General features: G+C 71.4%; 19 protein-coding genes. 17 read left to right on the plus strand and 2 right to left on the minus strand.

Annotation, left to right across the window (positions count from 1 at the left end; all coding sequences use genetic code 11):
* Positions 1–10: 10 nt before the first annotated feature.
* The 14 genes from ACLJQZ_RS01790 (at position 11) to ACLJQZ_RS01855 (ending at position 15,041) form a co-directional block, all read left to right on the plus strand.
* Positions 11–253, plus strand: coding sequence for a hypothetical protein (locus tag ACLJQZ_RS01790; protein ID WP_410618207.1), 243 nt, complete (start codon positions 11–13; stop codon positions 251–253).
* Positions 254–286: 33 nt separating this feature from the next.
* Complete coding sequence (locus tag ACLJQZ_RS01795) at positions 287–1,270, plus strand: hypothetical protein (protein WP_410618209.1); 984 nt, start codon at positions 287–289, stop codon at positions 1,268–1,270.
* 323 nt (positions 1,271–1,593) lie between these two features.
* On the plus strand, positions 1,594–2,172 hold the full coding sequence (locus ACLJQZ_RS01800; protein ID WP_410618210.1) for a TerD family protein: 579 nt from the start codon (positions 1,594–1,596) through the stop codon (positions 2,170–2,172).
* Positions 2,173–2,218: 46 nt separating this feature from the next.
* Complete coding sequence (locus ACLJQZ_RS01805) at positions 2,219–3,316, plus strand: DUF475 domain-containing protein (RefSeq protein WP_410618211.1); 1,098 nt, start codon at positions 2,219–2,221, stop codon at positions 3,314–3,316.
* 33 nt (positions 3,317–3,349) lie between these two features.
* Complete coding sequence (locus ACLJQZ_RS01810) at positions 3,350–3,925, plus strand: TerD family protein (protein ID WP_410618212.1); 576 nt, start codon at positions 3,350–3,352, stop codon at positions 3,923–3,925.
* A 34-nt stretch (positions 3,926–3,959) separates the two neighbouring features.
* Positions 3,960–5,183, plus strand: coding sequence for a toxic anion resistance protein (locus ACLJQZ_RS01815; protein ID WP_410618213.1), 1,224 nt, complete (start codon positions 3,960–3,962; stop codon positions 5,181–5,183).
* A gap of 4 nt (positions 5,184–5,187) precedes the next feature.
* Entirely contained in the window at positions 5,188–5,622 is a 435-nt protein-coding gene (locus ACLJQZ_RS01820) for a hypothetical protein (protein WP_410618214.1), read from the plus strand.
* Entirely contained in the window at positions 5,622–6,185 is a 564-nt protein-coding gene (locus ACLJQZ_RS01825) for a TerD family protein (protein WP_410618215.1), read from the plus strand. The genes ACLJQZ_RS01820 and ACLJQZ_RS01825 overlap by 1 nt, the downstream gene beginning before the upstream one ends.
* On the plus strand, positions 6,182–7,072 hold the full coding sequence (locus tag ACLJQZ_RS01830; protein WP_410618216.1) for a hypothetical protein: 891 nt from the start codon (positions 6,182–6,184) through the stop codon (positions 7,070–7,072). The genes ACLJQZ_RS01825 and ACLJQZ_RS01830 overlap by 4 nt, the downstream gene beginning before the upstream one ends.
* Positions 7,069–9,768, plus strand: coding sequence for a TIR domain-containing protein (locus tag ACLJQZ_RS01835; RefSeq protein ID WP_410618217.1), 2,700 nt, complete (start codon positions 7,069–7,071; stop codon positions 9,766–9,768). Before ACLJQZ_RS01830 ends, ACLJQZ_RS01835 begins: the two co-directional genes overlap by 4 nt.
* Positions 9,769–9,905: 137 nt before the next feature.
* On the plus strand, positions 9,906–11,705 hold the full coding sequence (locus tag ACLJQZ_RS01840) for a protein kinase domain-containing protein (protein ID WP_410618218.1): 1,800 nt from the start codon (positions 9,906–9,908) through the stop codon (positions 11,703–11,705).
* 5 nt (positions 11,706–11,710) lie between these two features.
* A complete protein-coding gene (locus ACLJQZ_RS01845; protein WP_410618219.1) occupies positions 11,711–13,600 on the plus strand; it encodes an ATP-binding cassette domain-containing protein in 1,890 nt (629 codons plus the stop codon).
* Between the two features lie 77 nt (positions 13,601–13,677).
* Positions 13,678–14,157, plus strand: coding sequence for a hypothetical protein (locus tag ACLJQZ_RS01850; protein ID WP_410618220.1), 480 nt, complete (start codon positions 13,678–13,680; stop codon positions 14,155–14,157).
* Positions 14,158–14,192: 35 nt separating this feature from the next.
* The gene (locus tag ACLJQZ_RS01855) at positions 14,193–15,041 is read left to right on the plus strand and encodes an ion transporter (protein WP_326944821.1); all 849 of its coding nucleotides are present in this window, start codon (positions 14,193–14,195) and stop codon (positions 15,039–15,041) included.
* Between the two features lie 306 nt (positions 15,042–15,347).
* Here ACLJQZ_RS01855 and ACLJQZ_RS01860 read toward each other — a convergent pair whose 3' ends face one another.
* The gene (locus ACLJQZ_RS01860; RefSeq protein ID WP_410618221.1) at positions 15,348–17,687 is read right to left on the minus strand and encodes a chitobiase/beta-hexosaminidase C-terminal domain-containing protein; all 2,340 of its coding nucleotides are present in this window, start codon (positions 17,685–17,687) and stop codon (positions 15,348–15,350) included.
* Between the two features lie 268 nt (positions 17,688–17,955).
* Between ACLJQZ_RS01860 and ACLJQZ_RS01865 the strand changes: the two genes are divergently transcribed.
* The 3 genes from ACLJQZ_RS01865 (at position 17,956) to ACLJQZ_RS01875 (ending at position 20,932) form a co-directional block, all read left to right on the plus strand.
* On the plus strand, positions 17,956–19,215 hold the full coding sequence (locus ACLJQZ_RS01865; protein WP_410618222.1) for a peptidase S8: 1,260 nt from the start codon (positions 17,956–17,958) through the stop codon (positions 19,213–19,215).
* A gap of 140 nt (positions 19,216–19,355) precedes the next feature.
* Entirely contained in the window at positions 19,356–19,994 is a 639-nt protein-coding gene (locus ACLJQZ_RS01870; protein WP_410618223.1) for a hypothetical protein, read from the plus strand.
* A 65-nt stretch (positions 19,995–20,059) separates the two neighbouring features.
* Entirely contained in the window at positions 20,060–20,932 is an 873-nt protein-coding gene (locus ACLJQZ_RS01875; RefSeq protein WP_410618224.1) for a sigma-70 family RNA polymerase sigma factor, read from the plus strand.
* Positions 20,933–21,113: 181 nt separating this feature from the next.
* Here ACLJQZ_RS01875 and ACLJQZ_RS01880 read toward each other — a convergent pair whose 3' ends face one another.
* Positions 21,114–24,314, minus strand: coding sequence for an RHS repeat domain-containing protein (locus ACLJQZ_RS01880; protein ID WP_410618225.1), 3,201 nt, complete (start codon positions 24,312–24,314; stop codon positions 21,114–21,116).
* Between the last annotated feature and the right edge of the window lie 54 nt (positions 24,315–24,368).

Below are 24,368 nucleotides of genomic sequence, written 5' to 3' on the forward strand. Positions count from 1 at the left end.
GATGAGGTGCGTGTGCATCGCATTCACCCTTTCCGGAGTCCGCTCGCCGCCGTTGCCGGGCCGCGAGTTCCCTTGTTCGCCGAAGGATTTCGACGCCACAAGCCTCACTCGCGGATTTCGCTTTCGGCAGGCGTTTCGCGTTGCCTCCGGGCCGGGAAACGCCACGCGCCGGGCCGGCCTGCATCGTTTCCCGAGATTGGGAAACATCGAGGAAACGGGTGACGACGTCGTGGTCGTCAAGGAAGATGAGTAGACTCCCCGCCAACGACCAAGACGGAGGTGCGGCTTGGCTCAGGAGGCGGCCGACGCGAAGATCAACGCGCTCTCAGCGGAGCTGCGGTCCCTTCGCAAAGGGCTGGGCGTCCAGGCGAAGACCCTGCCCGACGCAGTCGGCGAACGGCTGCGCGAGGTGTGCGGCGTCCGCGAGGACGACACCCCGGGAACGATCCGCGGCAAGGTCGTCACCACGCTTCGCACGCTGATCGAGAAGCTGTCGGAGTCGCAGCGGGAAACCGCCCGGATCGTGCTGGGCTTCGGCACCGGCGCGAACGAGCGCTACACCGCGCGGCTCGAACTGCTGGGCAGCGGGGCCGACCGCAACGTGCGCACGATGCAACGCCGCGCCGACGACGTCATCTACCTCATCGCCGAAGCCGCGTACGAGTCGCCGCCCGCCTACGGGCGATCGCCGGTCCTCGGCCAGAAGGGGCCGTGGCACACCTCCACGCTGGCGGTGCAGCTGACCCTTTCGCCTTCCGGCGCCGAAGTCTTCGAAACCCGCCGGATCATCAGTCACGTCGCCGGCCTCGCCGAAATCGACCACGGTGTTTCCCTCGCCCGGCCCACCAGCACAACCGCTCGCCCCGACCTCTCCAGGCTCGGCATCGACGTCGTCGCGGGGGGTGAGGTGCATTCCGTGCGGATGGTCTCCGCCACCCGGGTGGCGTTCCGGCTGCGGCCCCCGCGGGTGCTCGACGCCGGCGACCAGCACGAGTTCTTCTTCCGCATCCGGCTGGAGGAACTGCCGGCGCCCTTCTACTGCTGCACCCCGGAATTCCCGTGCGAGCGGTTCGACCTCAATGTCCGGTTCGATCGGGAAGCTTTGCCGTCCCGGCTTTGGCGCATCGACGGTGACTTCTCGAAGGACGCGGAGGACCCGCTGCCGGCACGGAAGCCGCTCTTTCTCGACAGCTCGGGCGAGGTGCGCACGGGGTTCCACGGTCTCGAGCCCGCGAGGTCGTACGGCGTCGGCTGGCAGCCGGCGTCCTGACCCGGTGGTCCGGCGTCCGGCTGCTCCGGCGTCCGGGAAGGCCGAAGTGAGCCGGTTCCGCGGTGTACGCGTCATGCTCCTCCTTGCCCTGAACGCCTCCGCATAACAATGCCGCATCGGCGTCCGGATCGGACCGTCGAAGACACGACAAAACCACGACAGTTCCGCATGGCGTGTCCAAGGGCGTCCGATATCGCGTTGTGACAATGCGATGGCCGGTAACACGACGGCCGTTTCCGGCGACTGGGTGGTATCTGTCGCCGCTGACATTTCCGGCGGCTCGCACGCATTGTCGATTGTTCGTCGTGTTCCGAGGAGGAAAAATGGGCGTGAGCCTGAGCAAGGGTGGCAATGTTTCACTGACCAAGGAGGCGCCGGGCCTCAGTGCCGTCACGGTCGGCCTCGGCTGGGACGAGCGGACGACCAGCGGCCAGGAGTTCGACCTGGACGCCAGCGCGATCGCGCTCGGGACGGACGGCAACGCGTTGTCCGACAAGCACTTCGTCTTCTTCAACAACCTGACCACACCGGACGGTGCCGTGCGGCACACCGGCGACAACCTGACCGGCGGTGGTGACGGGGACGACGAGCAGATCACCGTCGACCTCGCGGGCCTGCCGGCCGGGATCGACAAGATCGTGTTCCCGGTTTCCATCTACGAGGCCGATGCCCGCGGACAGGCCTTCGGCCAGGTCCGGAACGCGTTCATCCGGGTCGTGAACCAGGCGGACGGCGTCGAGCTCGCGCGTTACGACCTTTCGGAAGACGCGTCCACCGAGACCGCGATGGTTTTCGGCGAGCTCTACCGCAACGGCGGCGACTGGAAGTTCCGCGCCGTCGGCCAGGGCTACACCTCGGGCCTGTCCGGAATCGCCAAGGACTACGGGATCAACGCCGTCTGAGGCGTCGGGGACCGCCGGGAGAAACGCACACGGATGTGGGTGTGAAATGGTACTGAAGACATTCGGCGGCTCGTTCGCGATCACGGTGGGCGGCCTGGCGCTGGCGTTCCTCTACGGCGGAACGCTCGGTCTCGCCGTCGCCGCTGTGCTCGCCGTTCTCGAGATCTCGCTTTCGTTCGACAACGCGGTCGTGAACGCGAGCGTGCTCGGGCGGATGAACCAGAAGTGGCAGCGGCTGTTCCTGACGGCCGGCATCCTCGTGGCCGTCGTCGGGATGCGGCTGCTGTTCCCGGTCGTCGTGGTCTGCCTGACCGCGAAGCTGTCGCCGGCCGGTGCGTACCACCTCGCCATGGCCGGCGGCGACGTCCACACCCCCGGCACCTACGCCTTCGTCCTGCACGAGGCGCACCCGGCGATCGCCGCGTTCGGCGGCGTGTTCCTCCTGATGCTGTTCCTGAACTACATCTTCGAGGAGCGGGAGCTCACCTGGCTGTCGTGGCTGGAACGCCCGCTCGCCCGGATCGGCCGGCTGAAGCAGCTCTCGGTGGTCGTCGCGGCCGGCGCGCTCCTGCTGACCGCGGACTTCCTGGCGCCGTCGGGAAAGCCGGTGAGCGTGCTCGTCTCCGGCGCCCTCGGGCTGATCACCTACCTGCTGGTGAGCGGGCTGGGTGAGCTGTTCGAGCCGGCCGAGGCCGAGGCGCGGCCGCGGGGTGGCCCGGTGGCGCTGGCCGGCAAGGCCGCGTTCGCCCTGTTCCTCTACCTCGAGGTGATGGACGCGAGCTTCAGCTTCGACGGCGTAATCGGGGCGTTCGCCATCACGTCGGACCCGGTCGTCATCGCGATCGGCCTGGGTATCGGCGCCGCCTACATCCGCGCGCTGACGGTCTTCCTCGTCCGCAACGGCACGCTCAGCGAATACGCCTACCTCGAGCACGGCGCGCAGTGGGCGATCGGAGCGCTGGCCGTGCTGCTGCTGTGCACCATCCGGTACGAAGTGCCCGAGATCGTCACCGGCCTGATCGGCATCGGGTTCATCGGCACGGCGCTGTTGTCGTCGGTCGTCCGGAACCGCCGGCTGTCCCGCGGCACGCCGCCGGTGACCGACGTCGGCGCCGGCCCGGCCCGCCTGACCTCCGCCCACTGAGCGGACGCAATCCACCCACGAAAGGACCGGAAGATGACTGTGACACTGAGCAAAGGCGAGCGCGTCTCGTTGACCAAAGCGGACGGCGGCACGCTGACGCAGGTCCGGATGGGCCTCGGCTGGGACGCGATGAAGAAGCGCGGCCTGTTCGGCAGCCGGTCGCAGACGATCGACCTCGACGCCTCCGCGCTGCTCTTCGACGCCGGCGGCCGGCTCGTCGATCAGGTCTGGTTCAAGCAGCTGACCAGCACCGACGGTGCGGTCCGGCACACCGGCGACAACGTCACCGGGGACGGCGACGGCGACGACGAATCGATCCGCGTCGACCTCACCAAGGTCCCCGGCCAGGTCACCGCGATCGTCTTCACCGTCAACTCCTTCACCGGCCAGGACTTCTCGCAGATCGAGAACGCCTACTGCCGGCTCGTGGACGAGTCGGACGAAGGCGAGATCGCCCGTTACGACCTTTCCGGGTCCGGCCGGCACACCGCGCAGATCATGGCGAAGCTCACGCGCGACCGCAGCGGCTGGTCGATGACCGCCATCGGCGCGGCGGCCCTGGGCAAGACGTTCCGGGACCTGCTGCCCGCGGTGTCCCGGTACCTCTGACCCGATCGGCGACCCAGACCCAGGAGGTGTTCCGATGTCCGATCTCGAACTCGGCGGCCCGCCGTCGTCGTCCCCGGCCGCGGCCGGGCCGTCCGGGAACGAGCTCTTCCTCGTACCACCGGCCCCGGTCCAGGTCGTCGCCCAGCAGGAGGCCGCCGGTGCGGTGCCGCTGGCTCCGGGCAAGCGGGAGGAGCTGCAGCGGAAGGCCCGGCAGTTCGTCGCGGAGCTGACGGAACTGGACGTCCATTCCCCGGCGTACACCCAGAAGATCACCGGCATCACCAGCATGGGCGACCGGGACATGCGGGCGGCGGCGGGCATGTCCAACCGGATGCTCGAACGCCCCGCCGCCGCCCTTCCCGGCCGGGGCCGGCACCACGACGACGCCCAGACCCGCGTGTCCACGACGCTCATCGACCTCCGCGCGACGATCACGGACCTCGACCCGAACCGCGCGGACCTCAAGGGTGTGCGCAAGCTGCTGAAGTTCCTGCCGGGCGGTGACCGGATCGAGCGCTACTTCGCCAAGTACCAGACCGCGCAGTCACACCTGAACGCCATCATCCGGTCGCTGGACTCCGGGCAGGACGAGCTGCGCAAGGACAACGCGAGCATCGAGACCGAGAAAGCCAACCTCTGGGCCACGATGGGCAAGCTCACCGAGTACAACGAGCTCGCCGGCGCGCTCGACGCCGAGGTCGCGCGGAAGATCGGCGACCTCGAAGCCGTCGGGCGGGTGCAGGAGGCGGACACGCTGAAGACCGACGCGTTGTTCGGGATCCGGCAGCGGCGGCAGGACATCCTGACCCAGATGGCGGTCTCGGTGCAGGGGTACATGGCCCTCGACCTGGTCCGCCGCAACAACATCGAACTGATCAAGGGCGTGGACCGCGCGCAGACGACGACCATCTCCGCGTTGCGGACCGCGGTCGTCGTCTCGCAGGCGCTGGCCCGGCAGAAGCTCGTGCTCCAGCAGGTCACGGCGCTCAACACGACGACGTCGGACCTGATCGAAGCGACGTCGCGGCAGCTCCGGCAGCAGGGCGCGGAGATCAACCAGCAGGCGGCTTCGTCGACGATCGACATCTCGAAGCTGCAGTCCGCGTTCGACAACATCTTCGCGACCATGGACGCCCTGGACACGTTCCGGGCCCAGGCCGCGGATTCGATGCTGGAGACGGTCACGGCGCTCGAGGGGCAGATCGACCGCGCGAAGCCCTACCTCGAACGCACCCGCCGGCACGAAGGCGCGGGCTGAGCCGATGGCCTGGCGACGCAGAGAGCTGCTGCCCTTGACCGAGGGCCGGCCGGACCTCGGCCCGGAGGCGTTGCGGGCCGAGCTGGCGGCGCTGGTCCGGTACGTGAACGCCCGGTCGGGGCAGCTGCCGCCGGCGGCCGTGGTGACCGCGCGGGAGATCACCGACGTGCTGGCCGAGCTGGCCGGGCCGCTCGACAGCTACACCTCCGTCGCGGTCACCGGCTTGCTGACCGACCACGTGCCGACGACCCTGAAGACGTTCCTCACCGTGGGGAACACCGGGCCCGGCCCCGCCGCGTCGCTGCTCGACCAGCTCGAGTCGCTGCTCGACGAGGTGGTTTCGCTCCGGGAAGCCGAACGCGCCAAAGCGGCGGACGCCGTGCGCACGCAGGAGAAGTTCCTCCGCACCAAGTTCTCGAACTCCGATCTGGACCTGTGATGGCCTCTCTCAGACGCGGCTCGAACGTCGAGCTCACCCGGGAAATCCCGGACCTGCCGGGCGTCGTCCTCGGCGTCCGGTGCGACGCGGGCCCGGAACGGGCGCTCGCCGACAGTGTTGTGCTGGCGGCGATCCTGTGCGACCGCGGGAGCCGGGCGCTGTCCGGCGAGCACTTCGTCTTCTTCAACCAGCTCACCGAGCCCAGCGGCTCGGTCGGCATGGCGGCGGAGGTCACCGGGGACGACCTCGAGCAGGTCGAAGTCGTGTTCGCCGAAGTGCCCGAGGAGGTCTCGCGGATCGTCGTCGTGCTGTACGTCAACGAGGGCAACGGCTTGCGCCGTGCGCTGGGCCGGCTCCGGGAGCTGACCGTGCGGGCCCTGGACCCGCGCGGCGAGCGGGAGCTGGTCCGCTCGGAGAACCTCGCGACCACACTCGACGGCGAGACGGCGCTGGCCCTCGGCGAGGTCTACCGGCACAACGGCGGCTGGAAGTTCAAGGTGCTGGGCGAGGGCTACCGGGCCGGCATCGCCGGCTTGGCCCAGGACTACGGGGTCACGCGATGACCCTCGACTTCGGGGCGCCTGCCCGCTCGGTGCCCCGCGTCGACGTCGGGTTCCTCCGGCGCCGGCGCCGGACCACACCCGCGGTCGAGCCGCCTCCGGTGCCCTCCGGCGGGTTGCTGGACCTGTCCGGCGAGCTCGCTCCGACGCCGCCGGTGCGCCGCCGGGTCGCGGCGCCGGTTTCGTCCGGGCTGTCGCTGGACCTGCCGGCCGGGCCGGCGGTTTCTCCCGGCGCCTCGCTGGATCTGTCCGCGGAGCCCTCGGCCCCTTCCGGCGCGTCGCCGGAGCTTTCCGGCCGGCCCGCTGCGGCCCTGTCCGCCCGGCGCCCAGCGCCCTCGCGACGGACCGGCCCGCTGGTCGTCCGGGCCCGCCCCGGCGCCCGGATGCTGCTCGGGCCGAAGACGCCGGCCGTGACCCTGGACCGCCTGCAGAGCGGGATCGGCCTGCTGACCGTCGAAGCGATTCCCGCGGGCGGTGTCGAACTCGTCTGCGCCTACGACCTGGCCGACGGCCGATCCGCGCTCATCGGGCCCGGGACCGCGGCTCCACCGGCGTCCCGGACGCCGTTCCTCGCGGTCCGGCGCCGGTCGGTGGCCGCGGACCTGCGACAGGTGCGGCTGCTCACCCGGCTGGTCGTGCTCGCGGTCTTCCCCGCGGCCACACCGGCCGATCCGGGCGCGCTCGTGGTGACGACCTGGGACGGCTGCCGGTTCGAAGTGCCGCTCGAACGACCGGGACGCGTGAGCGTGCCCCTGTCGATCTGCAACGTCGGCGGGGAGCTGGTCCTGCGCGCGGAGGCCGCCGAGGCGTTCTCGTTGCCGCGGGCCGCCTGCGAGGCGTTCGGCTTCCCGCGGATCAGCAGGCTGGACGACCTCGGCGGGTGCCCGTGACGCAGCCCTACGACGTCTTCCTCAGCTTCACCTGGTCGGACATCACCGAGGTGCTCCGGCTCGAGCGCGCGCTGAAGGCCGCCGGACTGCGGGTCTTCCGGGACAGTGAGGAGATCCGGCCGTTCGACGGCATCACCGAGGGACTCGACGCGGCCTTGGCGACGTCGAAGGTGCTGCTCGCCTTCTACTCACGCCGGTTCCCGACCAGGTACGCGTGCCAGTGGGAGCTGACGTCCGCGTTCATCGCGGCCCAGGCCCTGGGGGATCCCCGGCAGCGCGTGCTCGTGGTCAACCCGGAGCACGACGGCGACCACATCGCCCCGGTGGAGCTGCAGGACGCCGCGTACGTCAGTGCACCCCACGACGACCGTGGACGGGCCCGGATCGCCGAGCGGGTGGCCGAGGTGGTCCGCGCGGCCGGCACCCCGCTGGGTGCCGCGCGCAGCACGGCGCCGCTGTTGCCGCGGCTGCTCCGGCCACGCCGGTTCGTCGGCCGGTACCGGCAGCTCTGGGCGATCCACACCGCCCTGTACACCCGCGAGCTGCCGCCGGCCATGCCCCGGACGTCGACGGCGCTCGCCGTCGTCCGCGGGTTCGCCGGGCTCGGGAAGACCAGCTTGGCCGAGCAGTACGCGTTCCTCTTCCGCGACGCCTTCCCCGGTGGCGTGCGGTGGCTCAGCCTGTTCGGCCACGACGACCCGGCCGGCGCGCTCGGGCGGTTCGACGCGCAGGTCCGCGGGATCGCCACCGAACTGGGCGCCGACGTCACCGACCTGCCGCCGGACCAGGTCCGCGCCCTGGTCGCCCGGCGCGTCGAAGCCGAGCAGCTGTGGATCCTCGACGACGTCCCGTCCGGGCTCTCGCGCGAGGAGCTCGACGACCTCGTCATGCCGACGTCGCTCATCCGGACCGTCGTCACCACGAGGACCGGCAATCCCGCGTGGCCGGCGCCCACCGTCGACCTCGGTGGCCTGTCCGAGGACGAAGGTTCGGTGCTGTACACGGAGATCGTCGGCTCGGCGGACCCCGGTGAGCTCGCGGCCGTGCGCCGGCTCGTCGAGCGGTCCGGCGGTCATCCGACGGTGCTGGTGAGCGTCCTCAACTCCCTGCGCGCCCGCCGGGGTGCGGCCGACGCGCCCGCGATCGACCTGCTCGCCCGCGCCAAGGGCGACGTCGTCGACGTGCTGCGGGACGAGGTCGGCCGGTGCACCGAAACCGCGCAACGGGTCCTGCGGGTCGCGGCGGCCCTGTCGGCGGCGCCGGTTTCGTCCGCACTGGTGCAGCGGGTGCTGGACGGCGAGAACGTCGCCGCCGCGGTCGAGCAGCTGACCGACCGCGGGTTGCTGACCCACCTCGGGACCGACTGGGACGTGCACGCGCTGGTCCGCGAAACCGTCCGGCTCGACGACGACCTCACCCGCCGCGCCGCGTCCGCCGTGCTCGAACTGTCCCCGGAGACCCGTTACGTCCACCAGCACGCGGCGGCCCTCGCGGAGCACGGGTGCGTGCCGCCCGGCGACCGGTCCCGGCTGCTGCGGGCCGGGCTCGACTGGTTCCGGCACCAGGGTGACGTCGTCGCGGCGCGGGCCGCGGCGGACCGGATCCTGACTCTGGCGGGGACGTTGGCGGCCGACCGGATTGCCGCGGCCGCCGTACTCGTCGAGGCGGGCGACTTCGCCAGGGCCGCCGAAGTCTGCCAGCCGCTTGTCAACGCCGCAGGCCACGACGGTTTCCGTGCGCGGCTGACGGCAGCTCGCGCCCTGGACCAGCTGGGCCAGTACGCGGACGCGGATGAGCTGTGGCCGCACGGCGTTCCGGATGACCTGCCGGCGAAGGAAAGCAGCGAAGCCCGGGTGTTCCTCGCCGTCGCCGAGCGCCTGCGCGGGCGGTTCCGCGAGGCACTCGAACTACTCGAGCCGGCTGATCCCGATGCGCGGGCCCGGCTCGAACTGGCCAGGCTGCGGATCATCACCGGCGACATCAAGGAAGCGCGGGTGATCGCCGAGGCGATCATCCGCGAGCACGACACACCGGACCACGAACGGCACCCGCTGCGGCTCGAAGCGATCGGCGTCCACGCCGAAGCCGAAATGACGCTGGAGCTCACCGAGCTCAAGGTGCACGACGAAGATTGGGACGCCCTCGAAGCGCACCTGCGGGCCGCCCGCGAGAGCCTCGCCGGGTTGCTGGGCGCCGACAGCCCGCTGACCCTGGCCGCCGGCGTCCGGTGCGCCCGGACGTCCGTTACCCGCGGCCGTCCGAAACGGGCGTTGCGGGAGTTCGCGGACCTCGATCCCGCCGTCCGGAAAGTGTTCGGCGAACACCACCCGCTGTACCACTGGTCGCGTTATTCGACCGGGCAGGCGCACGCGCAGCTCAAGCAGTACGCCGAGGTCATCGGAATCCTGCGACCGCTGCTGGAAAGTCAGCGGAAATCGATCGGGCCGCACCACCCCGACACCATGATGACGCAGCTCGACCTCGGGATCGCGCTCGTGCTGACCGGGCACAAGGCCGAGGCGGTCCCGCTCGTCGTCGAAGCGGAGCAACGGATCAGCGAATCGCTCGGCCTGCGGTCCGACCTCCGGACGCGCGCGTGGGTCACCCGGGCGCTGATGAACCTGCCGCAGTTCCTCTGGCAGGTCTTTCCCTACCTCGACGACCTCTTCGGGAAGAAGAAACCCGAGCAGGACTGATCCTGTCGTGCTTTTGTCGTCTTTCTCCGGGGGAATATCACGGTTCACATCGGTGGTGCCCTAATGCGTAACAAAAGGGGTCATCGGGTTGATTTCCCTGGGCGTCGGTAATCGAAATGCAGCGCGGAGGTCTTCGCATGGAAAAGCCGTTGGGGAGCCGGTACCGGCTGGGGGACCAGCTGGGCGCGGGTGCGATGGGGCGGGTCTTCGCCGGTTCCGACGAGCAGGGAAAGACCTACGCCTTCAAGGTTCTCCGGGACGAGCTCGTCGAGGACCCCGAACTGGTCGCGCGGTTCCTGCAGGAACGGTCCATCCTGACCGGCCTGCGGCACCCGAACCTGGTGGGGGTGCACGACCTCGTCGTCGAAGGCGAGACCGTGGCGATCGTCATGGACCTGATCGGCGGCGGAGACCTGCGGGCCCGCCTGACCGCCGAAAAGACGTTGCTGCCGGCCGAAGTCGCCCGCATCGGCGCCGGCGTGGCGGCCGCGCTCGCGGCCGTGCACCAGGCCGGGGTGGTGCACCGCGACGTCAAGCCGGAGAACGTCCTGATGGACGGGACCGTGCCGCGCCTGACGGACTTCGGCATCTCCCGGCTGGCGACCGCCACCGACCTCGGCCGCCGCTCGCTGCTGGTCGGGACGCCGCAGTACCTCGCCCCGGAACTGGGCAAGGGCCTCGAAGCCACTCCGGCGTCGGACCTGTACTCACTCGGCATCCTGCTGTACGAACTGTGCTGCGGCGTCACGCCGTTCGCCGGGCAGTCGACGTTCGCCGTGATCCGGCTGCACGAGAGCGCGATGCCCGGCCGCCCGGCCGGGATCCCCGACCAGCTGTGGGACGTGCTCTGCTGGCTGATGGCCAAGCGGCCGGCAGACCGGCCCGAATCGGCTCAGCAGGTCGCCACCATCCTCGACGCGCTGGTCCTGGAACTGATGAGCCAGCCGCTCGTGCTCCCGCTGACCACGCCGCCGAAACCCGTGCCGCTGAACGAAACGGGCCTCGGCACGGAGACCGTGTTCGGCACCCCCGCGCCGCCGCCGCGCCGGCCGGTGGCGACCACCACCGCACCACCGATACCCACCGGAGGGAACGTGCGCCCCCGCAAGTCCCGGCGCGGCCGGATCGTGCTGACCCTGCTCGTCGTCTTCGCTGTCCTGCTCGGCGGCGGCTGGTTCGCCCTGCGGTCACCGCAGAGCACCCCCGCGGCGACCGGGAACTCCGTCGCGCCGACGACATCCGCGCCGGACAGCGGTCCGGCGCCGACCACCGACCCGCCGTCGGCGACGACCACGGCGAAGCCCACGATCGTGCCCAACGTGGTGGGCAAGAAGCTCGCCGCGGCCCAGGACGCACTGCCTGGCGTGCAGGTGACCACAGTGGACAAGATCGACGCCACGGCCGACGACGGCACGGTGATCGCGCAGGACCCGCAGCCCGGCGGCGCGATGGGCGACACGGTGACCCTCACGGTGGCCCGCCAGGCCGAACTCGTCTACCTCGACTCCGTGCACCCGGCGAGCGGTTCGTGGTCGGGCAATGTCACCAACACCGATATCGCGGGCAAGAACTACCTGCACGCGCTCGGCAGCGACGTGAGATCGGGCACGCGGACGGAAACCGTGGAGTACAACATCTCCAAAGGATTCCGGCGATTCACCGCGACGGCGGGCATCGATGACAACGCTGGTGACTCCTCGCTGAAAATGCAGCTGGAGGTCTTCGCGGACGGCCGGGAGATCTTCAACAAGCCCGTCACCTTCGGTGCGCCGGTACCGATCGACCTGGACATCAGCGGAGTCCTCCGGCTGCGGATCCAGTACGAAGCGGTGTCCGGTGCTGAGTGCTGCACGACCAACTACCTCGTGCTCGGCACCGCGGAGCTGCTCGGGTTGCCCGGTGAGGTGCCGACCTCCACGCCGACCACGACCGGCTGACCGGCGTGTGGATCGGCAACCGGGTCCGGATCACCATCGGCCGGGCGTCCGACAATGACATCGTGCTGGGTGATCTGCAGGTCTCCCGCCGGCACGCCCGGCTGGAGCGCGTCGGCGGGGCGTGGCGGCTGACCGACCTCGGTAGCCGCAACCCGACACTGGTCAACGGCCTCCCGGTCGCCGGCCGCGCGCCGCTGGCCGACGGCGACCGGATCACCATCGGGGCCACGGATCTGCGCGTCGACGGGGACAACCTGGTCACGACGGGCGGGGAGCGGACCCGGCTGGTCGCCGACGACGCCGGGTTCGCGGTCGGCGGCCGGTCCCTGCTGTCGGGGATCTCCCTCGACCTGCGCCCCGGGCAGCTGGTCGCCGTGGTCGGCCCGTCGGGCGCGGGCAAGTCGACGTTGCTGAACGTCCTGTCCGGGGAGGTCGCGCCGACCAGCGGCCGGATCACCTACGACGGCTACGACATGCACCGCCAGCGCTCGGCGGTCGCCCGGCGCGTCGGGGTCGTGCCGCAGGACGACGTCGTCCACACGCGACTGACCGCACGCAGTGCGCTGACCTACGCGGCGCGGCTGCGCCTGCCCGAGGACACCGGCGCGGCCGCGCTCCGGCAGCGGGTGGCGGAGACCCTGTCGGAGGTCGGGCTCACCGAGCACGCGCGGACGCCCATCCACCGGCTGTCGGGCGGGCAGCGCAAGCGCGTCTCGATCGCGCTGGAACTGCTGACCGCGCCGTCGCTGCTGATGCTCGACGAGCCGACCTCCGGCCTGGATCCCGCGCTGGACAAGCAGATCATGGGACGGCTGCGCGAACTCGCCGACGCGGGCCGGACGGTCATCGTCGTCACGCACAACGTCACCAACCTCGAGGACTGCGACCTCGTGCTGCTGCTGGCGCCCGGCGGCGTCCCGGTGTTCAGCGGCCGGCCCGCGGAGCTGCGGGCCCGGTTCGGCACGGCGGACTGGGCGGAGATCTTCGACCGGGTGGTCTCGGGTGCGGCCCCGCCGCACCAGCCGTCGCCGATCGCTCCGGCGGCCGCGCCGGAGCCGGCCGCGGACCCGCCGCCGGTCAACGCCGGGCTGTGGCACCAGGTCCGCACGCTGGTCTCCCGGCACCTGCGCCTCATCCTCGCGGACCGCGGCTACGCCTTGTTCCTGCTGCTCGTCCCGGTCGTCCTCGCGGTGCTCGCGCTGGCCGTGCCCGGGCACGAGGGGCTGCGGCGGTCCGTGCCGGACCACCCGACGGAAGCGGCGCAGATGCTCGTGCTGGTGTTCGTCGGCGCGGCGTTCATGGGCGCGGCCGCGTCGGCGCGGGAAGCCGTCGCCGAACGCGCGATCTTCCTGCGGGAACGCGCGGTCGGGCTGCGGCCGGGGTCCTACGCGCTCGCGAAGGCGGGCGTTTTCGCACTCGTGTCCGCCGTCCAGTCGGTGCTGCTCGTCGGGGTCGTGACCACGGTCAAGCCGGGGCCGGTCGCCGCGGTGCTGCTGCCCCGGCCGGTGGTCGAGCTCGTGGCCGCCGTCTGGCTGACCACGCTGGCGTCGTGCCTGTTCAGCCTGCTGGGATCGGCGCTGGTGCGCTCGATCGAGCAGACGACACCGGTGCTCGTCGTGACGGTGATGGCCCAGCTGGTGCTGTGCGGCGGGATGATCCCGGTGACCGGCCGGCCGGTGCTGGCCGAGCTGTCGTGGCTGGCGCCGGCGCGGTGGGGATACGCGGCCGGAGCGTCCACCGTGGACCTCAAGCTGACCGGACCGGCCGTGCCGCAGGACAGCCTGTGGACCCACGACTGGCCGTGGTGGCTGGCTTCGGCGGGTGCGCTCCTGCTGACGGCGGCGGCGTGCACAGCGCTGGTCGCGTTCCGGACGGGCCGGCAGCGCCGGACCTGAGCGCTCCCTCGCGGGTCCCGGCCGGTTCAACCCTGGGAGGGAGTTCTCGCGCCGGTCGCGCGTCGAAGATCGGACGCATGACAACAACGCCTCCTCGCTGGGCCGTGGTCGCCGCGCACCTGGTGCCTGTGGTGACGCTGCCGTCCGGGCTGTGGCGGATCGCCTTGGTCGCCGGGCTGCCGCTCGGGCTTCGGGTCGGGGACGCCGATGTCGGCGGGGACGCGGCCTACATCGTCGGGCTCAGTGTGGTTTCCGAGGCGCTCGCGCTGCTGACCCTCGGGCTCGTGCGGCCGTGGGGTGAGCGGGTGCCGCGGTGGGTGCCGCTGCTGGGTGGGCGTCGCGTGGTGCCGTGGGCCGCGATCGGGCCGGCGGCGGCCGGGGCCGTCGCGCTCGCGGTGATCTGGGGCTTCGCTTTCCGGGACTTTCCGGACTTCGGGCTCGTCGCGTTCTCCCACCCGGCCGGGCACGTCCTGCTCGTGGCGTGTTACCTGCCGGTACTGCTGTGGGCGCCGCTGCTGGCCGCGGTGACGTGGAGCTACTACCGGCGGCGCTGCTGACCGGCTCGGGAGCGCCGTCCGTGCCATCATCGGGCATGGCCACCCTTCGCGAAGCCCGCGAGCCGGAGCTCAACAGCGGGATTCTGCCCGGGAACGTGCGCGCCGACGACTGGATCATGCTCATCCTGGCCGCCGGTTCGGTCGGGTTGCTGGGGTTCACGCTCCTCAGTCCGCCCGCGCGGGACGTCGGCCTGGTGCTCTTCTACATCGACTGCGGGATCTGCGCGATCTTCCTCGGCGAGTTCCTGTGGCGGTGGCGCAAACGCAAGTGGGCCAAGAAGTTCCTGGTGCGCAACTGGTACGAGCTGTTCGCCATGATCCCCGTCGCGCACCCCTTCATCGCCGGGCACAGGTTCATCGGCGTCGTGCTGCTGCTGATCCGGATCGGGCGGGCCGCGGACCGGGCCGTCGGGGAGCAGTTCACTTATCGGCTTGTCGACAAACTGTCCGAGCCGATCGTCAAGGCCATCAAGAAGCCGGTGACCATCGCCGTGCTCGACGAGGTCGTCAAGGTCCTCGAGACGGGCAACTACCCCGAGAACCTCGCGAAGTCGCTCGGCGCCAACAAGGACGAGCTGCGCACGATCATCGCCGAGAAGATCGCCGCTGATCCGCAGCTGGGCAAGCTCAAGCGGCTGCCGTTCCACGACGAGATCGTGCGCACGGTCGTCGACACGTCCTTCCGCGTGCTGCTGGAGGTCCTGCTCGACCCGCGGATCGACGACTTCTTCTCCACGGTCGTCCGCGACAACCGCGAGCAGATCCGCCAGGCCGTCCAGCTCGGCCTCAACGATCTCGACGCCGAAGACGACGAGCACTCACTTCCCACGCGCACCCAGCGCGAAGCGGCCCACGAATACGACACGCTGCACCCCAAGCGCTGACGACGAAGGCCGCCGTCGCCGGACCTGCTCCCGGGGTCTGGCAAAGCCGACCGGAGCCGACTCCGAGGCCTGTTTGCCGCCCGGAGTGGCCAACACTCTGCCCGGAGTGGCCAACATGGCGCCCGGAACAGCCAACATGGCGCCCGGAGCGGCCAACACGCCCGGTGGAGGCTCGGTCATCGGCGTGTTGGCCATTGCGGACGTTGTGTTGGCCGGTCCGGTCAGCGTGGTGGCCGGTGCGCTGACGACGAAGGCCGCCCCACCGGGGTCGGGTCCGGTGAGGCGGCCTTCATTGCGTTACCCGGTTTACGGGTAGCTCACCACGTTGACCGGCACCGTGCCCGTAGGCGTGACACCGCCCGTGTCGTTGATGACGTGCGTGATCGTGCCGCGGTAGTTGAGCGACACCGTCAGCAGGCTGTGGAACTTCACGCCGCTGTTGTTCGGCACCTCGAACGCGTGGTAGCTGGACACCGCCGGGTTCGTGTCGAAGAAGCAGTAACTCCCGAGACCCCAGGCCTCATGGGACGTCACCCCCGCCGCGACCTTGTACGCGGCGTACCCCGCCACACCCGATGGCGCGTTCCACGACGCCTGGTTCGGCACGTCGTAGGGCATCTCGTTCTGGAAGAAGATCGTCTTCCCGCCCTGGCCGTTCCAGATCACCTGGTACTTCTGGTAGTGCTCGACGAACAGGCCGGTCGCCAGCACGTTCGCGCCGTTCACCACCAAGCCCGTCTCGGCCGTGTTCGTGTTCCAGCCGACCGTGCCCGCGTTGCCGTGGTCGGCGCGCCAGGCCCAGATGTGGTCGATGATCGTGTTGGCGCTGTTGACGATCAGGCTGTTGGTCGCCTTGCCGGCGATCGCGCCGCCGATCCGGAAGAACACGTCCTGGACCGTCGTCGGGTTCGCCGCGTGGGACGCCGTCGAGCCGGACTGGCCGACCGTGAGCAGCGCCTGCGAGTTCGTCGTGCCGGCGTCGAACAGCAGGCCCTTGAGCCGCACGCCGTCCACATCGGACACCTGCATCGCGTTGACGCCGTTGTCCGGCACCAGCGTCGGGTAGCCGATGCCGAGGATCGTCGTGCCGGCCTTGGTCACGTTGAGCGTCTGGTTGAGGTGGTAGACGCCCGGCGTGAAGAACAGGTTGCAGCCCGCCGCGAGCGCGTTGTTGATCGACGAGGCCGTGTCGCCGGCCTTGACGACGTAGAACTGGCTCATCGGCGCCGACGTGCCCGGGGTGCTGCCGTTCGCCCAGCTCGGGCCGGACGCGTTGGTGCGCAGCGAAGGCAGGAACACGCGGTACTTGCCGGTGCCGTCGACGTAGAGGTACGGCACGTCGCGGGAGACCGGGGTGGTCGCCAGCGTCGTCTCCGGCGGGTTCGGGAACGTGGTCGCCGGCGCGCCGCTGGTGCCGGAGAAGACCATGTTCCAGACGCCGCCGTTCCAGCTGCCGAGCTGCGAGTCGCGGGTGTACCACTGCTGCTGCGAGATCGACGCGGCCTGGCCGGCCACCTTCGTGTCGGCGATGTAGCCGCCGCTCGCGTAGCCGTAGCTCGCCGGGTACAGCTGCAGCCCGCCGCGGACGTCCATCCGGCGGAACGGCGCGGCCTGCGCGACCGCCCAGCGCTCCTGGCCACCGGAGGGGTTGACCGCCATGTTCTCGGCCGAGCGCCAGAAGTTCTGCAGCGCGACGCCGTTGTCGGAGGCGTTGAACGCGTCCACCGTGACGTCGCCGTTGATCAGGACGTCGCCGGGGTTCTGGCCGAGGCCGGCCACCGAGGTGTAGAAGCCGACGTTGTCGTGCACGTTGTTGTAGGTGCCCGGCTTGAACAGGTGGGCGACGCGCCGGTCCGCGAACTGCGCGGTGAGCGTGTCCTTCTGGTTGTTGAAGTCGGTGTCCAGCTGCGCCTGGATCGTCGCCGCGGACATGCTCGGGTCGAAGATCCGCACGTTCGACCCGAAGTTCGGGGTGTCCGACTGCGTCGGGCAGCCCGCCTGGGTGCCGATCGTGTAGGTCGCGCTCGACACCGCCGACGTCGTCGAACCGGACTTGAGCGCGATCGCGTTGACCGTCCGCGAGCCCGGGACGCTGATCGGCGCCGTGTACTGCGGCGACGACGCGGTGGGCGTCGAACCGTCCACTGTGTACCGGATGGTCGCACCGGAGGTGGCGCTGCTGATCGTCACGGTCTGGGCCGCCGAGTACGTCCCGCCGGGCGGGCTGAACGTCGGCGCCGCGACGGTCGTCGTGCCGCCGCCACCCACGGTGAAGGTGAAGTGCGGGGTGTCGTACTGCGGCCCGCTCTTCTCGTAGGTGAACCAGTAGTCGAGCGTGTTTCCGCTGCTCAGACCGTTGACGGTCGAGTGCCACGTGCCGGAGGCGTTGGTCATCCGGACGTTCTGCTGCCCGACGCCCGGCACGCCGGTGTAGTGGACGTCCACGTACACCGCGGGGGTCGTCGGGGTGAAGTTGAGCTGCAGCTGCGTCGAGCTGAGCTGCGTGACGCTCTGCGTGTAGTCGTCCGCGGCCAGTGCGGCCGGGGCGTTCACCCCGGCGCCGAGCAACAGGGTCGACGCCGTGAGGGCGAGCGTCGCGACGGCGCCACGCCGGCGTCGTCGAATCTTTTCAAAGGTCCGGGCCACGCCGTGACACCTCCGCCGTTGGGGATCCACGAGCATTTGTTGCGAGTCACAACAAAGTAGCTCCCGCTCAGCGGTGCTTCGATTACGAATCGGTAACACTTGTCTGGACCAATCATCCAGGTGGGTGAGGCGTTCTGTGATCGATGACCCGATTTGCGCGGTAGTGGGCGAATGACTGAACCGAGAAACCTCCATCGGTCGAGTGACCCTGAACGTGTGACATGCGACGATCCGGTGCCACACCGTGGTCCCCTACCGAGGAGTAGGTATGGCTGAATCATCGCGTGGCAGAACCCTCGTCCGAGCCCTCGTGGCCTTCGCTCTCGTCGCGGCGCCCGTGGTCGCCGCCGTCCCCGCCGTCCCCGCCGACGCCGCGCCGTTGCCGAGCGGCGGCGTGATCAGCTTCGGTTGTGCCACGTCCGGGAAGATGCCCGGAAAGATGCACTGCCTCGGTAAGGCCATCCGGTCGCCGAAGGGCGCCGGCCCGCTGCTGACGTCGACGCCGGTCGGCTACGGCCCGGCCGAGATCCAGGCCGCGTACAACCTCGGCGGCCTGCACGCGAACGGCCGCACAGTGGCCATTGTGGACGCCATGGACGCGCCGACCGCGGAGGCCGACCTGGCGAAGTTCCGTGCGGCGCGCGGACTTTCGCCGTGCACGACGGCCAACGGCTGCTTCAAGAAGGTCAACCAGAACGGTGCCGCGAGCCCGTTGCCGGCGGGCGACTACGGCTGGGCCGAGGAGATCAGCCTCGACCTCGACGCCGTGTCCGCGACCTGCCCGGACTGCCACATCCTGTTGGTGGAAGCCAGCTCCGCGGACACCGACCCGCTGATGACGGCGGTCGACACGGCCGCGGCGACGCCGGGCGTGGTGGCCATCTCCAACAGCTACGGCGGCACCGAGGACTCGACGATCCTCGCCGCCGACGCGCACCTGAACCACCCGGGCATCGCGGTGACGGCGTCGTCGGGCGACTCCGGTTACGGCGTGAGCTGGCCGGCGTCCTCGCCGTACGTCACGGCGGTCGGCGGCACGACGCTGAAGAAGGCCGCGGGCACCACGCGCGGCTGGTCGGAGACGACGTGGTCGGGCAGCGGCAGCGGGTGTTCGGCGCTGGAGGCCAAGCCGGCGTGGCAGCACGACACGGCGTGTGCGAAGCGGACCGTCGCCGACGTCTCGGCGGTCGCGGACCCGGCCACCGGGCTCGGCGTCTACGACACGTACAACAGTTGCGGCAGCTCGTCGTTCTGCGACCTGCTGCTGGCGTTGGGCCTCGCCCAGGGGGCCGACGGCTGGGTCCAGGTCGGCGGCACGAGCCTGTCGTCGCCGGTGATCGCGAGCGTGTACGCGCTGGCGGGCACCGCGGTGACGTCGGGGTCGTACCCGTACGCCCACACCGGCAGCCTGAACGACGTGACGTCGGGTAACAACGGAAGCTGCGGCGGCACGTACCTCTGCACGGCGGGCGCCGGCTACGACGGCCCGACCGGCCTGGGCACGCCGAACGGCACCGGCGGCTTCTGACGCATCTCCCACCGACGAGTCCGCTGTGGACGATTTGGCCGGTTCGTCCACAGCGGACTCTTCGCGGCCGATCTTGCACGGACGGGTGACGTTCGTGCCGCGCGTTTTCGCGGATCCCGGGGTGGGGTGAGGATGACTGCATGCTGGACACCGACGTGCTGTCGACGGCACGGCCGCGGACGCTGGGCATCGAAACGCCGCTGGGTGCCGTGCGGTTCGCCGTGCGCGTCGACGGGTGGGACGTGCCGGCGCGGCCGGAGCTGACCTGGGGTCTGGACTCCGGCGCGTGGCTGTGCCGGTGGCGGCACCGGTCCGTGCGGCTCGACGTGCTGTCCGGGCCGAGCGCGCCGCACCTGCCCGACGGCTACCCAGCCGTCACCCGGCAGACCACCATCTTCCGCGTGCTGGCGCGGGAATCGCTGAGCGAGTTCGCTGTCCAGGCCGAGCTGGTCGGCGCCGAAGACGTGAGTCCGGCCGATGCCGGTTTCACGGCCGAGAACGCCGACGCCGTGGTCACCGTGGGCGGCCCCGGCGTCGAGGTGCTGCGCGAGTGCGCGCGGGCCGGGCAGCACGTGCCGCCGTACTGGGCCGGGTCGCTCACCGAGGACACCGTCGAGCGGGAAGGCGCGCGGCTCACCTGGCAGCTCCCGGCCGTCGACCGCGGCGACTACGCCGACCTGTGGGTGTCGGCCGCGTGGAGCGCGCCGAGCGAGCACCCGGGCACGTGCCGCGCGGTGGACGTCGATCCGGCGCGGGTGCTGCGGGAACTCACGCACTGAGCGGTCACATCTCGCGCACGGGATCCGTCAAGGTGGTGAGGGCACCTGAGCGAAGGACGAGAACCGTGAACGACGCCGACTGGCTGGCGCACCGCTTCGAGACGCACCGCGAGCACCTGCGGGCCGTCGCCTACCGGATGCTGGGCTCGTTGAGCGAGGCCGACGACGCCGTGCAGGAGTCGTGGCTGCGGCTCAGCCGGAGTGACACCTCCGACGTCGAGAACCTGGCCGGCTGGCTCACCACCGTCGTCGGGCGCGTCTGCCTCGACATGCTGCGCTCGCGCAAGGCCCGGCGCGAGGAGTTCGTGCCGGACCCGATCATCACCCGCGAGGACGACGGCCCCGAGGAGTCGGCGCTGCTGGCCGATTCCGTCGGCCTCGCGCTGCTGGTCGTGCTCGACACGCTCACCCCGGGCGAGCGGCTGGCGTTCGTGCTGCGCGACATGTTCGCCATGCCGTTCGAGGAGATCGCGCCGATCGTCGGGCGCTCCGAGACCGCGACCCGCCAGCTCGCGAGCCGCGCGCGCCGGCGGGTGCAGGGCGCGCCGGTGGCGCCGGACCCGGACGTCGCCCGGCAGCGCGCGGTCGTCGACGCGTTCCTCGCCGCCGCCCGCGGTGGCGACTTCGAGGCGCTCGTCTCGGTGCTCGACCCGGCCGTCGTCCTGCGCGCGGACCGCGGCGCGGAGCGGGGTGGCCCGATCGAGGTCACCGGCGCGGCGGCGGTCGCCGACCAGGCCCTGACGTTCTCCCGCCTCGGCGCGGGCGGCGGCACGGTCCGGCGCGCCCTGGTCAACGGCGCGGCCGGCGTGGTGGCGACCCGTGAGGGCCGGCCGTTCTCGGTGCTCGGCTTCACGGTCGCGGGCGGCCGTATCGTGGCGATCGACATCCTCGCCGACCCGGCCCGGCTCGACCGGCTGGACCTGGCGGTGCTCGACTGAGCGCGCACGCTGTGGAGTTGGTCCGCTACCTGGTGCTACCATAAGGCGTATCGGCGCAAGGGGAGGGGTCGACGTGGGGAAGCACGAGAAAAAAGACAGCGGTGACGCCAACACCACTTCGGGCACCGAGAACTCCGGCGGTGACCGGCAGGGGGGCAAGCACCGCAAGTGACCGCGGCGGTCACCACGCGAGGTCCACCACCGCGCCCTTCTCGTCCGTGACCAGCGCGATCCGGTCCCGGTCGTCGAAGTGCAGGTACCGCCGGGCCCCGTCGGCGTGCCGCCGGACCGCCCCGGCGACCACGACCACCAGCTCGCCGTCCTCGATCGCGTACAGCTCGTCCGGGGTCAGCGTCTCGTGGATGTCGGTGCCGTGGGTGACCAGCGTGCGGACCTGCCGGCCGGCGTGGTCGTAGCCGTACAGCTCGTTGACGCCGTCGTCGCCGTGCACCCCGCGCAGCCGGCCGAACGCGTCGCGGATCTCGATGCCGGCGGGCTGGTCCAGGCCTTCGACCGGCGTCGGCGGCGGGATCTCGCGCAGCAGGCCGCCCGGGCCGCGGACCACGTGCAGGCCGTTGCCGAAGTGCTCGCTGACGCCGTTCGCGTAGTGGACCGCGGTGCGCCGGCCGCGCACGTCGTACTGGACGGTGTCGACGAAGCCCGGCACGCTCACCAGCCTGCTCACGTCGTCGTACTGGTACCGCACGGTCAGCCGGCCGTCCCCGGCGTCGGGGTAGGTCACCTGCGACAGCCGCCCGTCGGCGCGGCGGACGATGTCGAGCCGGTACTCGACGGCCACGTGCGCCGGGCGCCACCGCTTCGTGACGGCGTGCCCGAGCGCGTCGTAACCGAGCAGCGTGACGCCCGATTCGTCGGTGACGCGCACCAGCCGCCCGCAGCTGTGCGGGCCCGCTTCGAGCGGCACCGGGAGCCCGCCGTCGTGGTAGGTGAACGTGGTGACCGGCGGCCCGGCCGGGTCGTCGACCCGCACCGCGGCCACCCGGCCCGCCACGTCGTGGACGCGGTACACCGTGCGCCCGCCGGTGGTCCGCGCCTGGACCGAGTTCCCGGCCGCGTCCCGCACGTGGACGACGCCGCCGGTGTCGCGCAGCACCCGGCCGAGCAGGTCGCGGACCGGCTCGACGGCTTCGGGAGCCGACGACGCGGGCTCGAACGTCCGGACCGAGCCGTCCGGGGCCGTCACCCGCACCGGCCGGGCCAGCGCGTCGTAGCGGTACTCGGTCGCCGGCGCGCGCCGGCCGCCGATCCGGAACGCCCGCGACGTCCGGCACACCAGGCCCCGCGCGCAGTACTCGTGGTGCTCGTCGACGACGTCGCCGAGGAGCTCGGCGTGCCGCCGCTGCAGCAGCCGCCCGGCGCCGTCGCGCACCTCCGTCGTCACGAGCACCTCCGCCTCGCCGGACACCGCGCGCTGCTCGGTGGTGACCCGCGCCGGCCCGTGGTGGTGGTCGTAGCGGTGGCGCAGCGTCGGCAGGTCCGCCGAGTCGCCCGGCCGCACGACGGTTTCCGGGCGCCCCAAGGGATCGTGCGTCACGGTGGTCACCGCGCCCGCCGGGTCGATCACCTCGCAGACCCGTGCCGTCCGGACGTCGTAGCGCGTCGCCGTGACGTTCCCGACCGGATCCGTGGCCACCTCGGGGAAGCAGCGGTCCGCCGAATACCGCACCTCGTGGCTGTCGCCGCGCGGTCCGGTGGTCGTCGTGCGCAGCCCGGTGACGCTGCCGACCCGCCGGTGGAACGTCGTGGTCCACCAGCCCGGCTCGCCGTCGCGGCGGTGGTAGCCGTGGCGGCCGAGGTCCGGCGGGATCGGGCCGTAGACGTCGGCGACGAGCGCGTCGGGGAGCACCAGCTCCTCCCGCGCGGTGAGCAGCCCCTGCGAACCCGCACTCCCGTCGGGACACTCGTCGTAGCGGAACAGCCTGTCCGACAACACCTTCCCGGCGCCATCCAGCTCGCGGACCCGGGCGGGCAGCGCGGCGAAGCGGTGGTCGGGATCGGTCGCGTACGTCGTGCGCGTCTCGCGCACCGCGGGCTCGTGGCCGGGCCGTTCGGTCGTCTCCACCACCCGGACCGGGTTCCCGGCGGCGTCCAGGTCCGACTCCGTCGTGGTGACCGAGACCGGTTTTTCCTGGCGCTCGAACACCGTCGTCACCGATTTCGTCCACTGTGGACGTCCACTGTGCTCGATCCGGCGGTACGGCCGGACGGCGTCCGGCGAGTCGTCGAGGCCGAAGGTCTCCTCCTGCCGCAGGAGCCCGTCGTCGCCGAACCAGCGCACGGTCCGCAGGGTAGGCGCGTGCTCGTCGCCGAGGTCGTCCTGGACGACCCGGCCGAAGCCCGTGAAGGCGTCGCCGGACCGCCGTTCGTGGTACTCGAACTCGGTTGCGCCCGCGTGCCCGGTCGCCGACTCGCGGTGCGTGACGCGCCAGACCACCGGGACCGCCTCGACCGTCGTGTACTCGATCGCGGTGCGCAGGCCGATGCCGTTGTCGATCTCGCTCAGCCGTCCGGCACCCGCGAGGTCGCCGGGTTCGAGGGCGTACCACGGCAGCGGTTCGTCCTCGGCGTCGAGGAGCAGCACCCCGGAGCCGCTGCTCGCGCGGGCGCGGGCCGGGACCTGGACCCGTGGTGCGGCCGGCGGTTCCGCACGGGCGTAGGCGAGCCGCAGCAGCGGCGCGGCCGCTTCGGCGCCGCGCGCGTCGAAGCCGGTCAGCGCGACGGACGTCAGCACGGAAGCGCCGTCGTCGACGTCGTAACCGAGGGTCCAGCGGCGGACGAGCGGGCGTGCGGCGGCCGGCACCCGCAGCTCGATCCGGGAGCAGCGCAACGCCGTCGTCGCGTGGTCGGCGTGCAGGACGTCCGGCCGCGGCTCGTACGCGAAGTCCACTTCGTACGGTCCGTAGGAGATGCGCGCGAGGTACGCCTGCCCGCTGTGGTGCGCCCAGCCGAAGGCCGTGGTGTTGCCCAAGGCGTCCTCGGTCCGCTCGAGGTGCCAGGCGTGGGTGCCGGACCGGCCGCCGTCGGAGGTGCCGAGGAAGTGCCGGGTGCCCGACCGCGCGGTGAGCACGAAACCCTCGCCGCGGCGGGCCAGCCGGCCGTTCGTCCGGCTCCGCGCGCGGCCGTCGTCCAGCCGGACGTTCGGCAGCGGCACTGCGAACCCCGCGCCGAACGGGCCGTTCGGCGCGCCGGTGACGTAGCGCAGGGCCAGTGCCGGCGCGATGCCGCCCGGGCCGGCCGGCAGGTCGAGCGGGACAGCGAAACTCCCGCCCCCGGTCGCGGGTTCCGGTGTGAAGGCGCCGCCCAGCCCGCGGACCCGTGCGGGCTGGGCCGCGTCCTGGACGCTCGACCGGAGCAGAGCCATGGCGATCTCCCCGAATGCCGGGCGGCGCGGGTGCGCCACCGGTGACTTCCGAGG

Source organism: Amycolatopsis sp. cmx-8-4 (genome assembly GCF_046548675.1).
In the GTDB taxonomy this organism is placed as follows: domain Bacteria; phylum Actinomycetota; class Actinomycetes; order Mycobacteriales; family Pseudonocardiaceae; genus Amycolatopsis.